The sequence below is a fragment of the Allobosea sp. 10N428 genome, assembly GCF_056394545.1.
This window is the reverse complement of sequence record NZ_JBFTIC010000003.1, coordinates 606,993-623,949: the sequence shown is the minus strand read 5'-3', so window position 1 is coordinate 623,949 and position 16,957 is coordinate 606,993. Positions and strand designations below refer to the sequence as shown.

The 16,957-nt window shown below is 66.6% G+C and carries 14 protein-coding genes; 6 read left to right on the top strand and 8 right to left on the bottom strand.

Annotated elements, in window-relative coordinates; genetic code table 11:
- Positions 1-155: 155 nt before the first annotated feature.
- The 3 genes from AC1DDA_RS13260 to AC1DDA_RS13250 are packed head-to-tail and all read right to left on the bottom strand — an operon-like array spanning position 156 to position 3,045.
- Positions 156-1,145 carry a TRAP transporter substrate-binding protein gene (locus AC1DDA_RS13260; protein WP_441512028.1) on the bottom strand — a complete coding sequence of 330 codons (990 nt, stop codon included), beginning with the start codon at positions 1,143-1,145 and terminating at the stop codon, positions 156-158.
- A 40-nt stretch (positions 1,146-1,185) separates the two neighbouring features.
- On the bottom strand, positions 1,186-2,493 hold the full coding sequence (locus AC1DDA_RS13255; protein ID WP_441512029.1) for a TRAP transporter large permease: 1,308 nt from the start codon (positions 2,491-2,493) through the stop codon (positions 1,186-1,188).
- 3 nt (positions 2,494-2,496) lie between these two features.
- Positions 2,497-3,045, bottom strand: a complete 549-nt coding sequence (locus AC1DDA_RS13250; RefSeq protein ID WP_441512030.1) for a TRAP transporter small permease — start codon at positions 3,043-3,045, stop codon at positions 2,497-2,499.
- 223 nt (positions 3,046-3,268) lie between these two features.
- On the opposite strand from AC1DDA_RS13250, the gene AC1DDA_RS13245 reads away from it, so the two are divergent.
- Positions 3,269-6,868 carry a hydantoinase B/oxoprolinase family protein gene (locus tag AC1DDA_RS13245; protein WP_476796078.1) on the top strand — a complete coding sequence of 1,200 codons (3,600 nt, stop codon included), beginning with the start codon at positions 3,269-3,271 and terminating at the stop codon, positions 6,866-6,868.
- Positions 6,869-6,897: 29 nt separating this feature from the next.
- Here AC1DDA_RS13245 and AC1DDA_RS13240 read toward each other — a convergent pair whose 3' ends face one another.
- Positions 6,898-7,692, bottom strand: a complete 795-nt coding sequence (locus tag AC1DDA_RS13240) for a class I SAM-dependent methyltransferase (protein ID WP_476796077.1) — start codon at positions 7,690-7,692, stop codon at positions 6,898-6,900.
- A 94-nt stretch (positions 7,693-7,786) separates the two neighbouring features.
- Between AC1DDA_RS13240 and AC1DDA_RS13235 the strand changes: the two genes are divergently transcribed.
- Positions 7,787-8,482, top strand: coding sequence for an SDR family oxidoreductase (locus AC1DDA_RS13235; protein ID WP_441512033.1), 696 nt, complete (start codon positions 7,787-7,789; stop codon positions 8,480-8,482).
- 18 nt (positions 8,483-8,500) lie between these two features.
- Here the strand turns inward: AC1DDA_RS13235 and AC1DDA_RS13230 are convergent, their stop codons facing one another.
- Positions 8,501-9,118 carry a LysE family translocator gene (locus AC1DDA_RS13230; protein WP_476796076.1) on the bottom strand — a complete coding sequence of 206 codons (618 nt, stop codon included), beginning with the start codon at positions 9,116-9,118 and terminating at the stop codon, positions 8,501-8,503.
- 92 nt (positions 9,119-9,210) lie between these two features.
- On the opposite strand from AC1DDA_RS13230, the gene AC1DDA_RS13225 reads away from it, so the two are divergent.
- A complete protein-coding gene (locus AC1DDA_RS13225; RefSeq protein ID WP_476796075.1) occupies positions 9,211-9,795 on the top strand; it encodes an N-acetyltransferase family protein in 585 nt (194 codons plus the stop codon).
- A gap of 17 nt (positions 9,796-9,812) precedes the next feature.
- Here AC1DDA_RS13225 and AC1DDA_RS13220 read toward each other — a convergent pair whose 3' ends face one another.
- On the bottom strand, positions 9,813-10,667 hold the full coding sequence (locus tag AC1DDA_RS13220) for an alpha/beta fold hydrolase (protein WP_476796074.1): 855 nt from the start codon (positions 10,665-10,667) through the stop codon (positions 9,813-9,815).
- A 19-nt stretch (positions 10,668-10,686) separates the two neighbouring features.
- Positions 10,687-11,676 (bottom strand): alpha/beta hydrolase, encoded by a 990-nt coding sequence (locus AC1DDA_RS13215; protein ID WP_476796073.1) that lies wholly within the window; start codon positions 11,674-11,676, stop codon positions 10,687-10,689.
- A 196-nt stretch (positions 11,677-11,872) separates the two neighbouring features.
- Between AC1DDA_RS13215 and AC1DDA_RS13210 the strand changes: the two genes are divergently transcribed.
- Complete coding sequence (locus tag AC1DDA_RS13210; RefSeq protein ID WP_441512038.1) at positions 11,873-13,534, top strand: methyl-accepting chemotaxis protein; 1,662 nt, start codon at positions 11,873-11,875, stop codon at positions 13,532-13,534.
- A gap of 83 nt (positions 13,535-13,617) precedes the next feature.
- The gene (locus tag AC1DDA_RS13205) at positions 13,618-14,709 is read left to right on the top strand and encodes an ATP-dependent DNA helicase (protein ID WP_476778902.1); all 1,092 of its coding nucleotides are present in this window, start codon (positions 13,618-13,620) and stop codon (positions 14,707-14,709) included.
- 55 nt (positions 14,710-14,764) lie between these two features.
- Here the strand turns inward: AC1DDA_RS13205 and rpiB are convergent, their stop codons facing one another.
- Positions 14,765-15,214 (bottom strand): ribose 5-phosphate isomerase B, encoded by a 450-nt coding sequence (gene rpiB, locus AC1DDA_RS13200; protein ID WP_476796072.1) that lies wholly within the window; start codon positions 15,212-15,214, stop codon positions 14,765-14,767.
- 272 nt (positions 15,215-15,486) lie between these two features.
- Here rpiB and AC1DDA_RS13195 point away from each other — a divergent pair, with 272 nt between their 5' ends.
- On the top strand, positions 15,487-16,953 hold the full coding sequence (locus AC1DDA_RS13195) for a DUF1800 domain-containing protein (protein WP_476796071.1): 1,467 nt from the start codon (positions 15,487-15,489) through the stop codon (positions 16,951-16,953).
- Positions 16,954-16,957 lie beyond the last annotated feature (4 nt).

Sequence of the window (16,957 nt, the reverse complement as noted above, 5' to 3'; positions counted from 1 at the left end):
GTCCTGAATAGAAACGCTGCGTCGTCCCGGACAAGCCGCGTGAGCGGCGCCGATCCGGGATCCATGCCTGAATCACTCCGGCATGGATCCCGGGTTTCCTCCGGTCGCCCGGGATGACCGTGATCGCGATTTGGCGCGGGGGCGAAGCGCCCGCCTCACATCTTCTTATAGGAGTCGACGATCGCCTGGCCGTCGCTGCCGGCCTTCTTCAACCAGTCGGCGGTCAGCGTCTCGCCCGCCTTCTTGAAGCCGGCCGCCAATTCCGGCGACGGTGCCTGTACCTTCATGCCCTTGGCCTTGAGCTGGTCGATGTACCAGCCGGCCTTCTCCTGCCACATCTTCCAGCCGCGCTCCTCGGCGGCGGCGGCGGCCTTGAGGATGGCGTCCTGCGTCGGCTTGTCGAGGGCGTTGAACGCCGCCTTGTTGACGAAGGTCGCATCCTTCGGGATCCAGGCCTGGACGTCATAGAAACGGTCGAGCGACTCCCAGACCTTGGAATCGTAGCCGGTGCCGCCCGACGACATGAAGGAGTTGACGACGCCCGTGGCGAGCGCCTGCGGCAGTTCCGCCGCCTGGATGGTGACGGACTGCATGCCGAGCAATTCGCCGAGGCGGGCGGTGCCGACATTGTAGGAGCGCCATTTCAGCCCCTTCATGTCCTCCACCGTGTTGATGTCCTTCTTGGCGTAGACGCCCTGCGGCGCCCAGGGAACCATGAAGAGCAGCTTGATGCCCTGCGCGTCGAGCTTCTTCTCGACGGCCGGCTTCGAGGCGAGATAGAGCTTTTTCGCATCGGCGAAGCTGGTCGCCAGGAAGGGCACCACGTCGATGCCGTAGATCGGGTCCTCGTTCTCATGGAGCGACATCAGGACCTCGCCCATCTGGGCCTGGCCGCTGGCCACGGCGCGCTTGATTTCGGGCGCCTTGAACAGAACCGCGTTGGCATGGACCGTGATCTGGAGCTTGCCTGATGTCGCAGCCTCGACGTCCTTGGCGAAGAGGGCGAGGTTTTCCGTATGCGGATTGTCGGTCGGATAGGCGTTGGGGAGATTCCACTTCGTCTGCGCCGAGGCCGGGGCGGCCATGGCGAGCGCGCTGACGCCGAGGGCGAAGGCGGCTGCCGTCAAGGTTCTGCGGTTGATCATGCTGACATTCCCTCTCTCTGGTTGATTGTGATTGCGACGGTCACCGATCCGGGAAGGCCAGGTTCGGCAGGTAGAGCACGATGTCGGGGAAGGTGGTGATGATGATGACGGCGACGTTCAGCAGAAGGAAGAACGGAAAGGCCGCCTTCGCAATCGTCATCGTGTCCTTGCCGCTCATGTTCTGCAGCACGAACAGGTTGAAGCCGACCGGCGGGGTGATCTGCGCCATCTCGACATGGATGACGAGGTAGACGCCGAACCAGACGAGATCGAAGCCGGCCTCCTTCACCATCGGCAGCACGATCACCGCCGTCAGCACGATCATCGAGATGCCGTCGATCAGGCAACCCAGGATGATGTACATGCAGGTCAGCGCCAGCACGAGCATATGCGGGGAGAGCGACTGGCCCTTGACCCAGTCCGCCAGCGCCGCCGGGATGCCGGTATAGGCCATCGCCGCCGTGCAGAAGGCCGCGCCGGCCAGGATCAGCATGATCATGCAGGTCAGGCGCGTCGCGCTCATCACGCTTTCGACGAAGGTTCCCCAGGTCAGCGTGCCGCTCCACCAAGCCAGGAACAGCGCGCCGGTCACACCCCAGGCGGCGCACTCGGTCGCGGTGGCGAAGCCGAGCACGAGTGAGAGGAAGACGGCCGCGATGAGCAGCAGACAGGGCGCGAGCTTGGCGGACTGGCGGACCTTGGCCATGAACGCCATCGGCGGATCGCGCGGCGGCACCTTCTTCGGGTTCAGCCAGGACCAGATGATGACGTAGCCCATATAGAGCGCCATCACGAGCAGGCCGGGCAGGAAGCCGCCGAGGAAGACCTGCAGCACGGAGACATTTGCCGTGACCGCGTAGACGACCATCGGGATCGACGGCGGGATCAGCAGTCCGAGGGTGCCGGAGCCGGCGAGCGTGCCGATGCTGATGCCTTCGTCATAGCCGCGCTTCTTGAGCTCCGGCAGGGCGATCTTGCCGATCGTCGCGCAGGTCGCCGCCGAGGAACCGGAGACGGCGGCGAAGATGCCGCAGCCGACGATATTGGTATGCACGAGCCGACCCGGCAGCCATTGCAGCCACGGGGCGAGGCCTTGGAACATCTGCGCCGACAGCCGCGTCCGGAACAGGATTTCGCCCATCCAGATGAAGAGCGGCAGCGCGGCCAGCGTCCAGGAGGCCGAGGCGCTCCAGACGGTCGTGGCCAGCACCTGTCCGATCGGGACATCGGTGACGAGGACCATGGCGAGCAGGCCGACGAGGCCGAGGCCGACGGCGATCCAGACACCGCTGGCGAGGATGACGACGAGGAAACCGAGCAGGACGATGGCGAGGACTGGAAGGGTCATGGCTCAGACGCCCCCGCCTTGCGCGACGCGCTCGATCAGCTCTTCCGTCGTCTGCGGCGGCTCGGGCTCGTAGGTCGGCTTGCCGCCGCGCGCCACGGTGATCCATTCCTCGGCGATCGCGACCAGCAGGATCGCCAGTCCGATGACCATGCCGCTCTGCGGAATCCAGAGCGGCACCGAAACGACGCCGGTGGACATGTCGAAGAACTGCCAGGAATCATAGGCGAGCTTTCCGGCCTGCCAGGTGAAATAGCTGATGAAGGCCCCGGCGATCGTCAGGGAGACCAGTTCCGCGATCCGTCGCGCGCGGCCATGCAGGCGCTCGAGCAGCAGCCCGACGCGGATCATCTCGCCCTTCCTGAAGGTGTGGGCAAGGCCAAGGAAGGCCATCGCGACCAGGGACCAGGCGGTGAAGTCGTCGCCGGAGGGGACGTTGAGATTGATCTCGCGGCCGACCGACAGCAGCATCATCAGCACGAAGATGCCGACGAGAAAGAACCCTGCGAGGTAGCCGGCGGCAAGATAGAGCGCATCGAGCGTGCGGCGGATCATGGCGTGCGCCGCTCCCGCCGGTCGATGGCGCGTGCGCGCCCGGTTGCCAGGGTTGCTCGCATCGTCACATCCTCCGCTTTCGTACCGGCCTGGCCCCTCAGCCATGTTCCAGTCACAATCGAGATCGTAGCCGTCGGAATCGCCTTGTCAATAACTCATCGACGATTTATCGATAAAACGTCAGCGTAATCCATTGCTGGCCTGGCGGAGGGGAGATCGTCTTATGTCGGCGGCTTACTGGGACTTCTGGATCGATCGCGGCGGCACCTTCACCGACGTGATCGGGCGCGATCCTGCTGGCAATCTCCATGCCAGGAAGCTGCTTTCGGAGAACCCCGGCGCCTATCGCGATGCGGCCGTGCAGGGCATCCGCGACCTGCTCGGGCTGAAGAAAGGCGAGCCGATCCCGGTCGGGGCCGTCGGCGAGGTGCGCATGGGCACGACCGTCGCCACCAACGCGCTGCTCGAGCGCAAGGGCGATCGGACGCTGCTCGTCACCACCAAGGGGTTCCGCGACGCACTGCGCATCGGCTACCAGGCGCGGCCCGACATCTTCGCCAAGCAGATCATCAAGCCCGAGCAGCTCTATGACGACGTGCTGGAGGTCGAGGAGCGCGTGCTCGCCGACGGCACGGTCGAGCAGGCGATCGACGAGGCCGCGGTCCGCACGGCGCTGCAGGCGCAGTACAATGCCGGCTTCCGCGCCGTCGCCATCGTCTTCATGCATGGCTATCGCTATACGGCGCATGAGCAGGCGGCGGCGCGCATTGCTCGTGAGATCGGCTTTCCGCAGGTTTCGGTCAGCCACGAAGTCTCGCCGCTGATCAAGCTGGTCGGGCGTGGCGATACCGCCGTGGTCGACGCCTATCTCTCGCCAATCCTCGGCCGCTACGTGCAGCAGGTCTCGGAGGAACTCGGCGTCGCCCGCACCGGCGCGCGATTGATGTTCATGATGTCCTCGGGCGGTCTCACCGCCGCCGAGCTGTTCCAGGGCAAGGATGCGATCCTGTCCGGTCCGGCGGGCGGCGTCGTGGGCCTCGCCGAGACCGGCCGCTCGGCCGGCTTCGACAAGGTCATCGGCTTCGACATGGGCGGCACCTCGACCGACGTTGCCCATTACGATGGCGAATACGAGCGCGCCTTCGAGACGGAGGTCGCCGGCGTGCGCATGCGTGCGCCGATGATGCTGATCCATACGGTGGCGGCCGGCGGCGGCTCGATCCTGCACTTTGATGGGGCACGCTTCCGTGTCGGGCCGGATTCGGCCGGGGCCAATCCGGGGCCAGCCGCCTATCGCCGCGGCGGGCCGCTCGCGGTGACCGACGCGAACGTCATGGTCGGCAAGCTGATCCCCTCCTACTTCCCGACGATCTTCGGCCCGCAGCAGGATCAGCCACTCGATGTCGAGGTGGTGCGGGCGAAGTTCGCCGCGCTGGCAGAGGAGGTTGGCGATGGCCGCTCGGCCGAGGAGGTCGCTGACGGCTTCATCCAGATCGCCGTCGCCAATATGGCCGAGGCGATCAAGAAGATCTCAGTGCAGCGCGGCTACGACATCACCCGCTATGCGCTGAATTCCTTCGGCGGTGCCGGCGGCCAGCATGCCTGCCTCGTCGCGGATGCGTTGGGCATCAAAACCGTGCTGCTGCACCCGTTCTCCGGGCTGCTTTCGGCCTATGGCATGGGGCTGGCCGAAATCCGCTCGACGCGCACCGCCGCGCTCGATGTTCCGGTCGACGGAGGGGCGAAGGCCGCGATCGACGCCGTGGCCGAGAAGCTCGCGGCCGAGACACGCTCGGAAGTCGCGGGGCAGGGCGTGGCGGAAGGCGACATCGTCATCCATGTCCGCGCCCATATCCGCTATGCCGGCACCGACACCGCCATCGCGGTCCCGGCCGGCCAGCGTGCGTCGATGCAGGAAGCCTTCCAGGCGGCGCATAAGGCGCGCTTCGGCTTCATGGACGAGACCAAGGCGCTGGTCGTCGAGGCTGTCGAGGTCGAGGCCGTCGGCGGCGGCGCGAAGTTCGAGGAAGCAGCGGCCGGCGAGCAGGCCGGCGAGCCGGCCGTGGCCGAGCGCACGCGCTTCTTCGCCAAGGGCGCATGGCACGATGCGGCGATCGTTCGCCGCGAGGCGATGAAGCCCGGCCAGAGCGTCGCCGGTCCCGCCATCATTATCGAGCCGAACCAGACCGTCGTCGTCGAGGACGGCTGGACGGCGAAGCTGACGGCCAAGGACCATCTCGTCCTCGTCCGCACCAAGGCGCTGATCCAGCAGGCGGCGATCGGCACCAAGGCCGACCCGGTGATGCTCGAGATCTTCAACAACCTGTTCATGTCGATCGCCGAGCAGATGGGCGTGACGCTGCAGAACACCGCCTATTCGGTGAACATCAAGGAGCGGCTCGACTTCTCCTGCGCGGTCTTCGACCAGACCGGCGCGCTCGTCGCCAACGCGCCGCACATGCCGGTGCATCTCGGCTCGATGGACCGCTCGGTCGAGACGGTGATCGCGAACAACCCGGTCATCCGGCCGGGCGACGTCTATTGCCTCAACGCGCCCTACAATGGCGGCACGCACCTGCCTGACATCACCGTCTGCACCCCGGTCTTCGATGCCGAGGATAAGGAGATCCTGTTCTGGGTGGCGAGCCGCGGCCACCATGCCGATGTCGGCGGCACGGCCCCGGGCTCGATGTCGCCGCTGGCGACCAACATCGAGGAGGAAGGCGTCTATATCGACAACTTCAAGATCGTCGACCAGGGCCGCTTCTGCGAGGAGGAGCTGGTCAAGCTGCTCACCGGTGCGCGCTATCCGGTCCGCAACGTCGTGCAGAACGTCAACGATCTGAAGGCGCAGATCGCCGCCAATGAGAAGGGCCTGGCGGAGCTGCAGAAGATGATCGGCTCCTTCGGGCTGGATGTCGTGCAGGCCTATATGGGCCATGTCCAGGACAACGCGGCCGAGAGCGTCGCGCGGCTTCTGACCAAGCTGCATGATGCCGAGTTCACCTATCCGATGGACCAGGGCTGCGCGATCAAGGTGAAGATCACCATCGACCGCGAGAAGCGCGAGGCGACGGTCGATTTCACCGGCACCTCCGAGCAGCGACCGGACAATTTCAACGCGCCGGCGCCGGTGACGCGCGCCGCCGTGCTCTATGTGTTCCGCGTCATGGTCGACGATGCCATCCCGATGAATGCCGGCTGCTTGAGGCCGATCAGGATCGTCGTGCCGGAGGGGTCGATGTTGGCGCCGCGTTATCCGGCGGCGGTGGTCGCAGGCAATGTCGAGGTGTCGCAAGCGGTGACGAACACGCTGTTCGGCGCGCTGGAGGCGATGTCGGCCTCGCAGGGCACGATGAACAACCTCACCTTCGGCAACGACCAATATCAGTATTACGAGACGATCTGCTCGGGCTCGCCGGCCGGTCCCGGCTTCAACGGCACCTCGGGCGTGCATGTCCACATGACCAATTCGCGCCTGACCGATCCGGAAATCCTGGAGACGCGCTTCCCGGTCGTGTTGGAGGATTTCCACATCCGCCTCGGCTCCGGCGGCAAGGGCGAATGGTCGGCGGGCGACGGCACCAGCCGCACCATCCGCTTCCTCAAGACGATGGACTGCGCCATCCTCGCTTCGCACCGCAAGGTCCGGCCCTTCGGGGTGAAGGGGGGCGAACCCGGTCAACTCGGCAAGACCGTGGTGCGCAGGCTCTCAGGCGTGGTCGAGGAGCTGAAGCCTTCAGACCAGACCCTGCTCCAGGCCGGCGAGGCGGTGACGGTGATCACCCCGACGGCGGGCGGCTATGGCAAGGCGAAGGGCTGAAGCCGCGGCAGCTTGAGACGTCCCGTGCCTCAGCTCGGCATGGGCACGCGCCCCTTCACGGCGTTGGCCCGCGCGACATAGGAGGCGCGGCCATCGTCCCCGATGGTGATACGCGTGCGGACCCTGTCCTTGAGCTGTGCCACAGCCTGCGAGGGCAAGGCGGCGATGGCGGGGGCGATGGTCGCGCCGAGCGTGCTTGCGCGCCAGAACGCATCGAAATCGGCGAAATGGCGGCGTACGCTGATCTCGCGCGTCTCGACATCGCGCAGCCCGGCCTGCGTCCAGAGCTCGGCCATGCTCTCGATCCGCGAGACGTCCGCGCTCGGCGGGCGTGGCCGCGTCATCCCGAGCGCCTTGAGTTCGATCAGGACGGGGTCGAGCGGAAAGCCGCCGCCCGGCATGTCCCAGGCATAGGCGGCGACCAGGCCGCCGGGCCGCGTGACGCGCACCATCTCGGCCACGCCCTTGCCGGGGTCGGGCACGAAGAAGATCACCAGCGCCATGATTGCGGCGTCGAAGCTCCGGTCCGGATAGGGCAGTTCCATGGCATCGCCCAGCGTGAATTCCGCGAGGCTTGCGACGGGGCGTTTGCGGGCATAATCGAGTTGCCCCGGCGACGGGTCGATGCCGCTCAGGGCGGCCGGCGCGCAGCGATCGAAGATCAACTGCGTCGAAGCGCCGTTGCCGCAGCCGATATCGGCCCAGCGCAGGCCTACGGGCGCGGCGAGCCAGTCGAGGAAGACGTCCCCGGCGAGACGGCTCCATTTGCCCATCATCTCTTCATAGGCGGCGCCGTCGTTGAAGCGGATCTGCTGCTCGGTCATGTCGACGGCCTTTTCCAATGTTCGGAGGCGGACTATCCGTCTGGAAATAGGCGCCGCCAAGCCCTACCTCCAGTCTCCGTCACGGAGAATGCTCATGCCCCAGACCTGGATGATCACCGGTGCCAATCGCGGCATCGGGCTTGCGCTTACGATCGAACTGCTGCGCCGTGGCGACCATGTCATCGCCGCCGCGCGCAGTCCCTGGGGCGGAGCGCTCGGCGAACTCGCGGCGGCGCATCCCGGCGCGCTGACGCTGGTCGAGCTCGACGTCACCTCCGACGCGAGCGTAGCCGCCGCCAAGGAGGCGCTGGCCGGCCGCGCCATCGATGTTCTGCTCAACAATGCCGGCCTCTACGGCCCGCGCGACCGGCAGGCCGGGCTCGACGTCGATTTCGACGCCTGGCGCGAGGTCTTCGAAGTCAATGTCTATGCGCCCGTCAGGGTCGCGCAGGCCTTCCTGCCGAACATCGAGGCGGGCCAGGGTCGCAAGATCGCGACGATTTCAAGCCGCATGGGCTCGATCGGCGCCAATCCCGGCAACGCGCTGATCTACCGCTCGTCGAAGTCGGCGGTGAACATGGCGATGGTGGTGTTCGGCAACAGCGTGCGCGAGCGCAATGTCAGCGTGATGCTGTTCCATCCCGGCTGGGTTCAGACCGATATGGGCGGCAGCGGCGCCGACATCACGCCGGCCGAGAGTGCCCGCGGGTTGATCCGAACCATCGATGCCTCCGGCATGGCCGAGACCAACAGCTTCCGCGACCACACAGGCGAGAAGATCGCCTGGTGAGGCCGAGGCATCGTCGGCTCAGTTCGCCCGCGTCGAGGCGAGCCAGAGACCGCCGCCAATCAGAAAGCCGCCGCTGAGCTTGGACAGAAGCCGGACGCGCCGCTGCGAGAGCAGATGGCCGGCGCGTCCGGATAGCAGCGCATAGGTGCCGTCGCTGAGCGCGGCGAAGGCCAGCGCCGTCGCGCCCATGATCGCGATCTGGGTGGCGTGGTCGCGCGACGGATCGAGGAATTGCGGGAAGAAGGCGCCGAAGAACAGCAATGTTTTTGGATTGCTGAGAGCTACGAGCGCGCCCTGCAGGAAGAAGCCGCCGCGCGGCGGCTTGGCCGGGGCGCCGCGATCGAGATCAGTGCCGGCCGAGCGGAACGTCTTCCAGCCCAGCCAGATCAGATAGGCGGCGCCGGCCAGCCGCAGCCACTCGAACCAGTGGCCGAGCGCGGCGATGACCGAACTCAGCCCGATGCCGGCGATGACGACCATGACCGCAAGCCCAGCCTGCGTTCCTGCCACATTGAGGAGGCCGGCGCGGGTACCGTGCTTCAGGCTGTTGGCGACGATCAGCGTGACCGTGGGCCCGGGAACGATGATGATGACGATGCAGGCGAGGAGATAGGCGGCATAGACTTCGAGCGACATGGCGCGGGCCTCCGGCTGTGGCGCCTAGTGATCTGCCGATGTCGGACGGGTGTCCAGCCCCTTCACATCATCGCCGAAACGGGAGGTTCGTAATGGGGGCTGCCAGCTTTTTCGTGTGCCCATTGACGCCGGAACGCTGGAACGACCTGGAGGATCTCTTCGGTCCGCAGGGACCCTGCTATGGCTGCTGGTGCAACCATTTCCGGATGCCGCAGCGGCTGCGCATGCCGCTGCTAGGCGAGGGCGCGCGGCAATTGTTCGAGGACCGCGTGAAGAAGGGGCCGCCGCCCGGCGTGCTCGCCTATGCCGAGGGCAAGGCTGTCGGCTGGCTGCAGGTAGGTCCCCGCGCCCACATCCCCGAATGGAACAATCCGCGGCGCGCCTCGACGCCGCTGCCGGATGCGCCGGCGGACGACGAGCGGAACTGGGCGGCTTCCTGCTTCTTCGTGCGCAAAGGCTTTCGCGGCAAGGGCGTCACCGGGGCTCTGCTCGATGGAGCGATCGATTTCGCGCGGACGAGCGGCGCGCGATTGATCGAAGCCGCTGCAATGGCGAATCAGGACAAGCGCAGCGCGGAAGGGCTCTATGTCGGGCCGGAAACCATGCTCCTGCGCGCTGGCTTCGTCGAGGTCGCCCGCCAGAAGCCGGGGCGGCCGCTGCTCAGGCTCATGCTTTAGGCGGGGCGGGCTTCGCTCTATGCGAGGATGAAGTCACGGATCGCCTGCAAGGCGCCATCCCGATCATCGGCGACGATACCGTGTCCGCAACCGGCGAAGCGCTGAAACTGGACTTGTTCAGGTGGGAGGCTTGCCGCGATCTGCTCGCTGAACGCGATCGGTGCAATCGGGTCCTTGTCTCCGGCCATGACGAGGACCGGACAGGAAATGCGCGCAAGTGCATCCCTGAAATCGAAGCGGCCGTGCTCGTTGCGGGGACCGTTGAAGTGGACGCCGGTTTCGTTGCGCATGATGGCGCGGGCGATCCATGACCCGTCATGCGCCTGGTTGCGAGCCGCGTAGAGCGGGACGCAGACCTTCCCGTAGACCGCCCGGGTCGCATCGGAGGGGGCCGACCAATAGCCCCGGGCCGCGTTTTCCGCTTCGGCGCCTCCGATGCGTTTGAAGGCCTCATAGACCTGCTGAAAATCGAACTTTGCGGCCGTGCTGACCAAGATCAGCTTCGCGCTATGGTCGGGATGGCGCGTCGCATAGGCTTGCGCGACGAAGCCGCCGAAGGACGTTCCCAGCACGATCGGCTTCTCGATACCGAGCGTGTCGCAAAGGGTCCTGACATCGTCACCCCATTGGTCGAGCGTCCAGCGGTCTGTCGGACCGTTCTCGCTACGCCCGCAGCCGCGGTGATCGTAATAGACGATCTGGGCGATATCGCTCAAAGCCGAGAAGGCAGGCTTGTACATGCTGTGGTCGAACCCCGGCCCGCCATGGAGCAGGACGAGTGTCGGCTTCTCGCGCATCCGCGGCCCGTCGGGGACCAGCCCGGCTCCTTCGATATCGACGTAGAGGCGAACCCCGTTCACTGAGACGTGCATGATTGTCGTATCCGGGAGGTCAGTTGTTCAGGTCGTTCAGGAAAGCCGTCAACCGGTCCAGTGCCTGCCTTCCTTCAGGGCGATCGAGATCGAACTGGTACTCGTGCGGCAACTTCGGCTCGGTCTCCGGGGGGAAGAACAGCGTCTCGACCTTGACGCCGCGGTCGCGCAGCGCCTGTGCCATCACCACCGATTGCGGCGCCAGCGGGTCGCCATTGCCGACCGAGATGAAGCTGCGGGGAAAGGCTTCCGTCACATAGCGAGGCACCGCCGCCTCGGTGATGCGTTCGCTGTCGAATGGGTTCGACGTGCCGAAATAGGCCAGGAGCACGGAACGGATGAAGCCGCCGAAGGGGCCGGTCAGCTCGAAAGCAGTCGGGTCGAAGGCGCCGCAGAACAGCACGGTGCCCCGCAAGGCTGCCGGGTCCACCGCCGGTTTCAGGCCGAGCAATTCGGAATAGTCCCCCCCGCTCAGCGCGGCGGCGAGTTGGGCGGCGATATGGGCGCCGGCCGAGTCGCCTGCGAGCACGATCCGGGTAGGATCGATGCCGAGGCTCTGGCCTTCGCGCTGCAGGAAGCCGAGCGCCTCGTTCACCTGTCGAACCGGCTCGGGATAGCGGGCGGTCGGTGCGCGGGTGTAACCCACCGCGACGGCAGGAAATCCGCGCCCGGCCAGAACCTTGAGATAGGGCGCGACATCCTTGCGGTCGCCGGCGACGAAGGCGCCGCCATGGATCCAGACGATGGTCGGCCGCCCCGGTTTGGCCTCACCTTGGGGCAGATAGACGTCGAGGCGCGCCTCCTCCGCTGCGCCATAGCGGATGTCGAGCAACTCGCGAATGTCGGTCGGAAGATGTTTGGCGAGGGCGGCATCGGTCTTCGAGGCGCCGTAGCCGAAGGCAAGCCGCGTCAGCAGGGCCGAGGGCCAGGGCGACAGGACGAAGGCCGCATAGGCTGCCAGCACAAGGCCAAGACAGAGTAGGAGAATCCGGGTGGCGCGAGGTCTCATGCCGCGAAGCTAGGCTGCCTCTTCGCCGCGAGCAATGGCGGGAGAACCGGCTCGGAGCGGAGCGGCCGGCGGCTTTATGTAATCGGCTAAAATATTGATTTTGTTCCGGTATGCCGATCCGCATTAACCTTGCGTTCGTTCGCATCTGCGAAAGGAGCCTGGCTACGAGGTGGTGACGGCCATGAGGCGATTGGGATTGACGGCGAAGATCATGGCGTTCTTCGCGTTGCTGAGCCTTGCCGGGGCGCTCGGCCTGGTCAGCGCCTTGCGCGGTTTCGACGAGGCCCGGCGTATCGATGCTGCGGCCTTCACCGATATCGGCCTTGCCAGCAGCGCTTCCCTGCTCTCCAGCCGCGTCGCTGCCACGGCGCTGCTGAGCAGCGTCGATCCCGAGATGTCGACGCAGCAGGTCCAAGCCATGCTCGAGCGGCTCGACGGCGCCATCGAACTGGTCGATGCGGCCCGCGCGCATCTGATGTCCGCCTTGCCCGCCGCCTTGCGCGAAGCCAATCCGACGCTGGATGCGCGGATCCGCACCTTCATCGCCTTCCAGCGCGGCATTGTCGACATCGGCCACCGGGTTTCGGCGAAGGCGGCGCTCCTGGAAGCGGGGGCGGAGGACGCACGCATTAATGTCGACCAGATCATCACGACGACATCGACGTTGCGCGACCAGCTTGCGCGCCGGGCGAGCGCGGCGACGGCCCAGGCTGGGGAGCGCGCTGGCGATGTCCGCCTCTGGACCATTCTGTTTGCCTGCCTGCTGCCGCTCGGCGGTGGGCTTGCCACGCTCCTGCTGCTGCGCAGCCATCTGACGCGCCCTCTGCGGCGGCTGATGGCCGCGATCGGTGAGGCCGCGGCGTCGGACCGCGTCATCGAGGTGCCTTATCGCGAGAGGGCCGACGAGATCGGCCAGCTCGCCCGCGTGGTGCGCCAGTTCAGCGAGGTGCGGGCAACGCTGGTCACGCAAGAGGCGGAAGCCGGCGACGCCCGACGCCATGCGCAGATGCGCAGCGCGGAGCTTGCCCGGATCGCCGATGATTTCGAGATGCGGCTCGGCATGCTGCTCGGCGAGATCGGGCGGGAGAGCGAAGTGCTGCGCATGGCGCTGCAGGACTCGGCTGTGCGCGTCCATCAGGTCTCGAAGAGCACGGAGACGGCTGCCGCCTCGGTCGATGGCGCCGGCGTCGAGGCGATTCGTTCCACCGAGGCTGCGCTGCGGATGGAGCACGTCATCGGGCAGATCAATGCCGAGGTCAGGCGCGTCTCGGAGATGGCGACGGCCGCGACCCGTGAAGCCGTCGGAACGCATGCGCTGGTCTCGCGGCTGACGGAGAACGCGGCGCAGATCCGCGATGTCGTCGGCATTATCGAGGCGGTCGCGCGTCAGACCAATCTGCTCGCCCTCAACGCCACGATCGAGGCCGCGCGGGCGGGGTCGCATGGCCGCGGCTTCGCCGTCGTCGCCGCCGAGGTGAAGACGCTGGCGAACCAGGCGTCGGAGGCTGCCGCGCGGATTGTCCATCGCATCGCGCAAGCCGACGAAGCGCTGTCCCACGCGGCGCAAGCCGTCTCGACCATTGGAGCGAGCGTCGCGGCGGTCGAACAGACCGGCACCGAGATCGCGACGATGGTGGGATCGCATGTCGAGCTTCTCGGCTCGCTCGGCGAGACGGTCGGGCGGATCTCCGACGTGACTGCGACAGCCGCCATTGCGATGTCCGAGATCGCCGCGGCCAATCTGCAGACCGTCGGGCAGGCCGATATGGGCGCGCACAGCGCCGGCGAGCTCGACCGCCGGATCAATGCGCTGCAGGCGGAGGCTGGCGCCTTCGTCCGGCGCCTGCGCGCGGCCTGAAGCGGTTCCCGCATCGTCGCGCTTGCCTTTGGCGCGCGACTCTGCCCCATCTGGGCCATGCCCTTTTCGACGCTTCCTTCGCGATGAGCTGGTCGCCCCAGCAGGATGCGGCTTTGACCGCCGTGGCGCGCTGGCTGCAGGCCGGCGAGCCGCAGCTCTTCCGCATGTTCGGCTATGCCGGCACCGGCAAGACGACGCTCGCGCGCCATATCGCCGAGGCGGTCGATGGCGACGTCGTCTTCGCCGCCTATACCGGCAAGGCCGCGCTCGTGCTGCGCAACAAGGGTTGCCATGGCGCGCAGACCATCCACTCGCTGATCTATCGCTCGCGCGGGGTCGAGGAGGAGAGCCCGACCTTCGTGCTCAACCGCGAGAGCGCCGCCACCAAGGCCAAACTCATCATTATCGACGAATGCTCGATGGTCGACGAGGAATTGGGGCGCGATCTGCTCTCCTTCGGCACGCCGGTTCTGGTGCTGGGCGATCCGGCGCAGTTGCCGCCGGTGAAGGGTGGCGGCTTCTTCACCGAGCAGGAACCCGACGTGATGCTGACCGAGGTGCATCGGCAGGCGGCGGACAACCCGATCGTGCGGATGTCGATGATCGTGCGCGAGGGCGGCCGGCTCGACTATGGCGAATACGGCCCCAGCCGGGTGATCCGGCGCGACGAGGTCAATCCCGAGATCGTCATGACGGCGGACCAGGTGCTGGTCGGGATGAACAAGACGCGGCGTAATTACAATGCCCGCATCCGCCAGCTCATGGGCCGCACGGACAACAGCCCCGTCGCCGGCGAGAAGCTGGTCTGCCTGCGCAACGACAAGAGCAAGGGACTGCTCAATGGCGGCTCCTGGATCGTGCAGGAGATCAAGACCTCGAAGAAGGGGCTGGTCACCATGCGCGTCACGCCGGAGGACGACACCGGCGCCAAGGCGGTGAAGGTCTCGGTGCTACCGAATTTCTTCGACGGCACCGAGGAGGAGGTGCCGTGGGAGCTGCGCAAGCACACCGACGAGTTCACCTTCGGCTACGCGCTCACGGTGCATAAATCGCAGGGCTCGCAATGGGACGATGTCGTGCTCTTCGACGAGAGCTTCGCCTTCCGCGAGCACCGGGCGCGCTGGCTCTATACGGGCCTGACGCGCGCGGCCGAGACGATCACGGTGGTGATGTAGAGCGAGCCTCCGGTTAGGGGGCAACCGGACCTCGGTCCCCTGCCAGAGAATCGCGCTACCCCTCCAGCGCCGCGATCATCTCCACCCGCGTCGCGTGCCGGCCGCCCTCGAACTGGGCGGTCAGGAATGCATCGACGATATCGAACGCCAGCCCTTCGCCAACCACGCGTGCGCCAATCGACAGCATGTTTGCATCGTTGTGCTGGCGGATCATGCGGGCTGAGAATGTGTCGGCGCAGACGCCGCAACGGACGCCCTTGACCTTGTTCGCTGCCATCATGATGCCCTGGCCGGTGCCGCAGAGGATAATTCCGAGGCGGCAATCGCCGGAAGCGACGAGCCGCGCCGCCGCTTCGCCGCGCTTGGGATAGTGTGTGCTCTCCGGCGTCGTCGGTCCGATGTCGACCACATCCCAGCCCTGCGTCGCGATATGAGCTGCAATGGCCCGTCGGAGTTGAATGGCAGCATGGTCGCTGGAGAGGACGATGCGGTTGCTTGCTGTCAAGGAGAAGGCGTCCTGTTTCCCGAGGCAATCCGACGGCTTGGCCGAGTTGGATCAGGTGCTGTTTGTTTCGTCAATTCTTCCAGTTTTCGAATGGCGGCAGCCTGATCGAGAGCGGGCGGGGTCGGTGCCTGGAAAGGGCCGGGAGCCGGCGGTCTCGATACTCCACGAGCCAAGTCTCACGGTCGAAGATTGCCGAATTGTCATGAATCCCTTTGCTTTTTTGCCATAGTCGCTGCGGATGCTGGTGGGGATGGTCAGCGGAGGCCGGCGGCATGGCGGGACCGGACGATCTGAAGGCGGGCGCCATCGCCCTCCAGCGTTTCGGCCTCGGGCCGAAGCCGGGGCAGGGCGAGGCAGTGCGCCGTGATGCGCGGGATCGGCTGCTGGCCGAGATCGCGACCGGGATCGTCGCGCAACCCCAGGGCGCGCTGCTGTCAGGCGCGGCCGAGATCGGCAAGGCGCTTTACGCTTTCGAGGATGATGAGAAGCGGGAGCGCGAGGCCAAGCGCATGGCCATGCAGCAGCCCGCTCAGGGCATGCAGGTCGCCAGCGCGGCGCAAGCTGAAACGCCGCCCGCGGCATCGCAGAACCAGATGGCTCAGCCAACGAAGGCGCCGAACCAGCCGGCGCTGCCCTACAAGACTTATCGCGACGAGGTGAAGGCGCGCGTCGATCTGGCGCTCGCGATCGAGACCGGTTTCACCGAGCGGCTGGTGATGTTCTGGTCGAACCATTTCTGCGTCAGTGCGATCAAGAGCAACATGTCCCGGATCATGGCGGGAACCTATGAGCGCGAGACCATCCGCCCGCACATTTTCGGCCGCTTCGAGGAGATGCTGATCGCGGCCGAGAGCCATCCGGCAATGCTCGACTTTCTCGACAACCGCCAGTCCGTCGGCCCCAACTCGCCGGCCGGGCGGCGCCAGCGACGCGGGCTGAACGAGAACCTCGCCCGCGAGATCATGGAGCTTCACACGCTCGGCGTTGCCGGCGGCTACAGCCAGGTTGACGTCACCAGTCTCGCCCGCATCATCACCGGCTGGACCGTTGTGGGGCGCGAAGGCGTGCTCGGCTTTCCCGGCTCCTTCGCCTTCAATCCCGGCCTGCATGAGCCGGGCGTGACGCCGCTGCTCGGCCGCTCCTACGATCAGCCTGGCCGGGCGCAGGGTGTCGCCGCGCTGACCGACCTCGCCCGCCACCCGGCCACCGCGCAATTCATCGCGACCAAGCTCGCAAGGCATTTCGTGGCGGACGCGCCGCCGCCCAAGCTCGTCGAACTCTTGGCCGCGACCTTCCGCCAGAGCGGCGGCGACCTGCCCTCCGTCTATCGAGCGCTGATCGGCAGCAATGAGGCGTGGACAGCGCCTGCAAGCAAGATCCGCTCGCCGCAGGAATTCCTCCTCGCATCCTATCGGGCGCTCGGGCGTCAGCCTGATTTCGGCCAGATCGTCGGGCCGCTGGCGGCGATGGGGCAGCCCTTCTGGCAGCCCCCCGGGCCGAACGGCTATGCCGACACCAATGCCGCCTGGGCCTCGGCCGAAGGCATCAAGACGCGCATCGACGTCGCCGCCGGCTGGGGCCGGCAGGCGGCGAATGCGGTTCAGGACCCGCCGGGGCTGAGCGAGGACGTTCTCGGTCCGATCCTCTCGCCTGAGACGAAGCAGGCGGTGGCGCGGGCGGAGAGCCGCCCGCAGGCGCTGGCGCTGTTGCTGATGTCGCCCGAATTCCAGCGGAGGTGAGGCC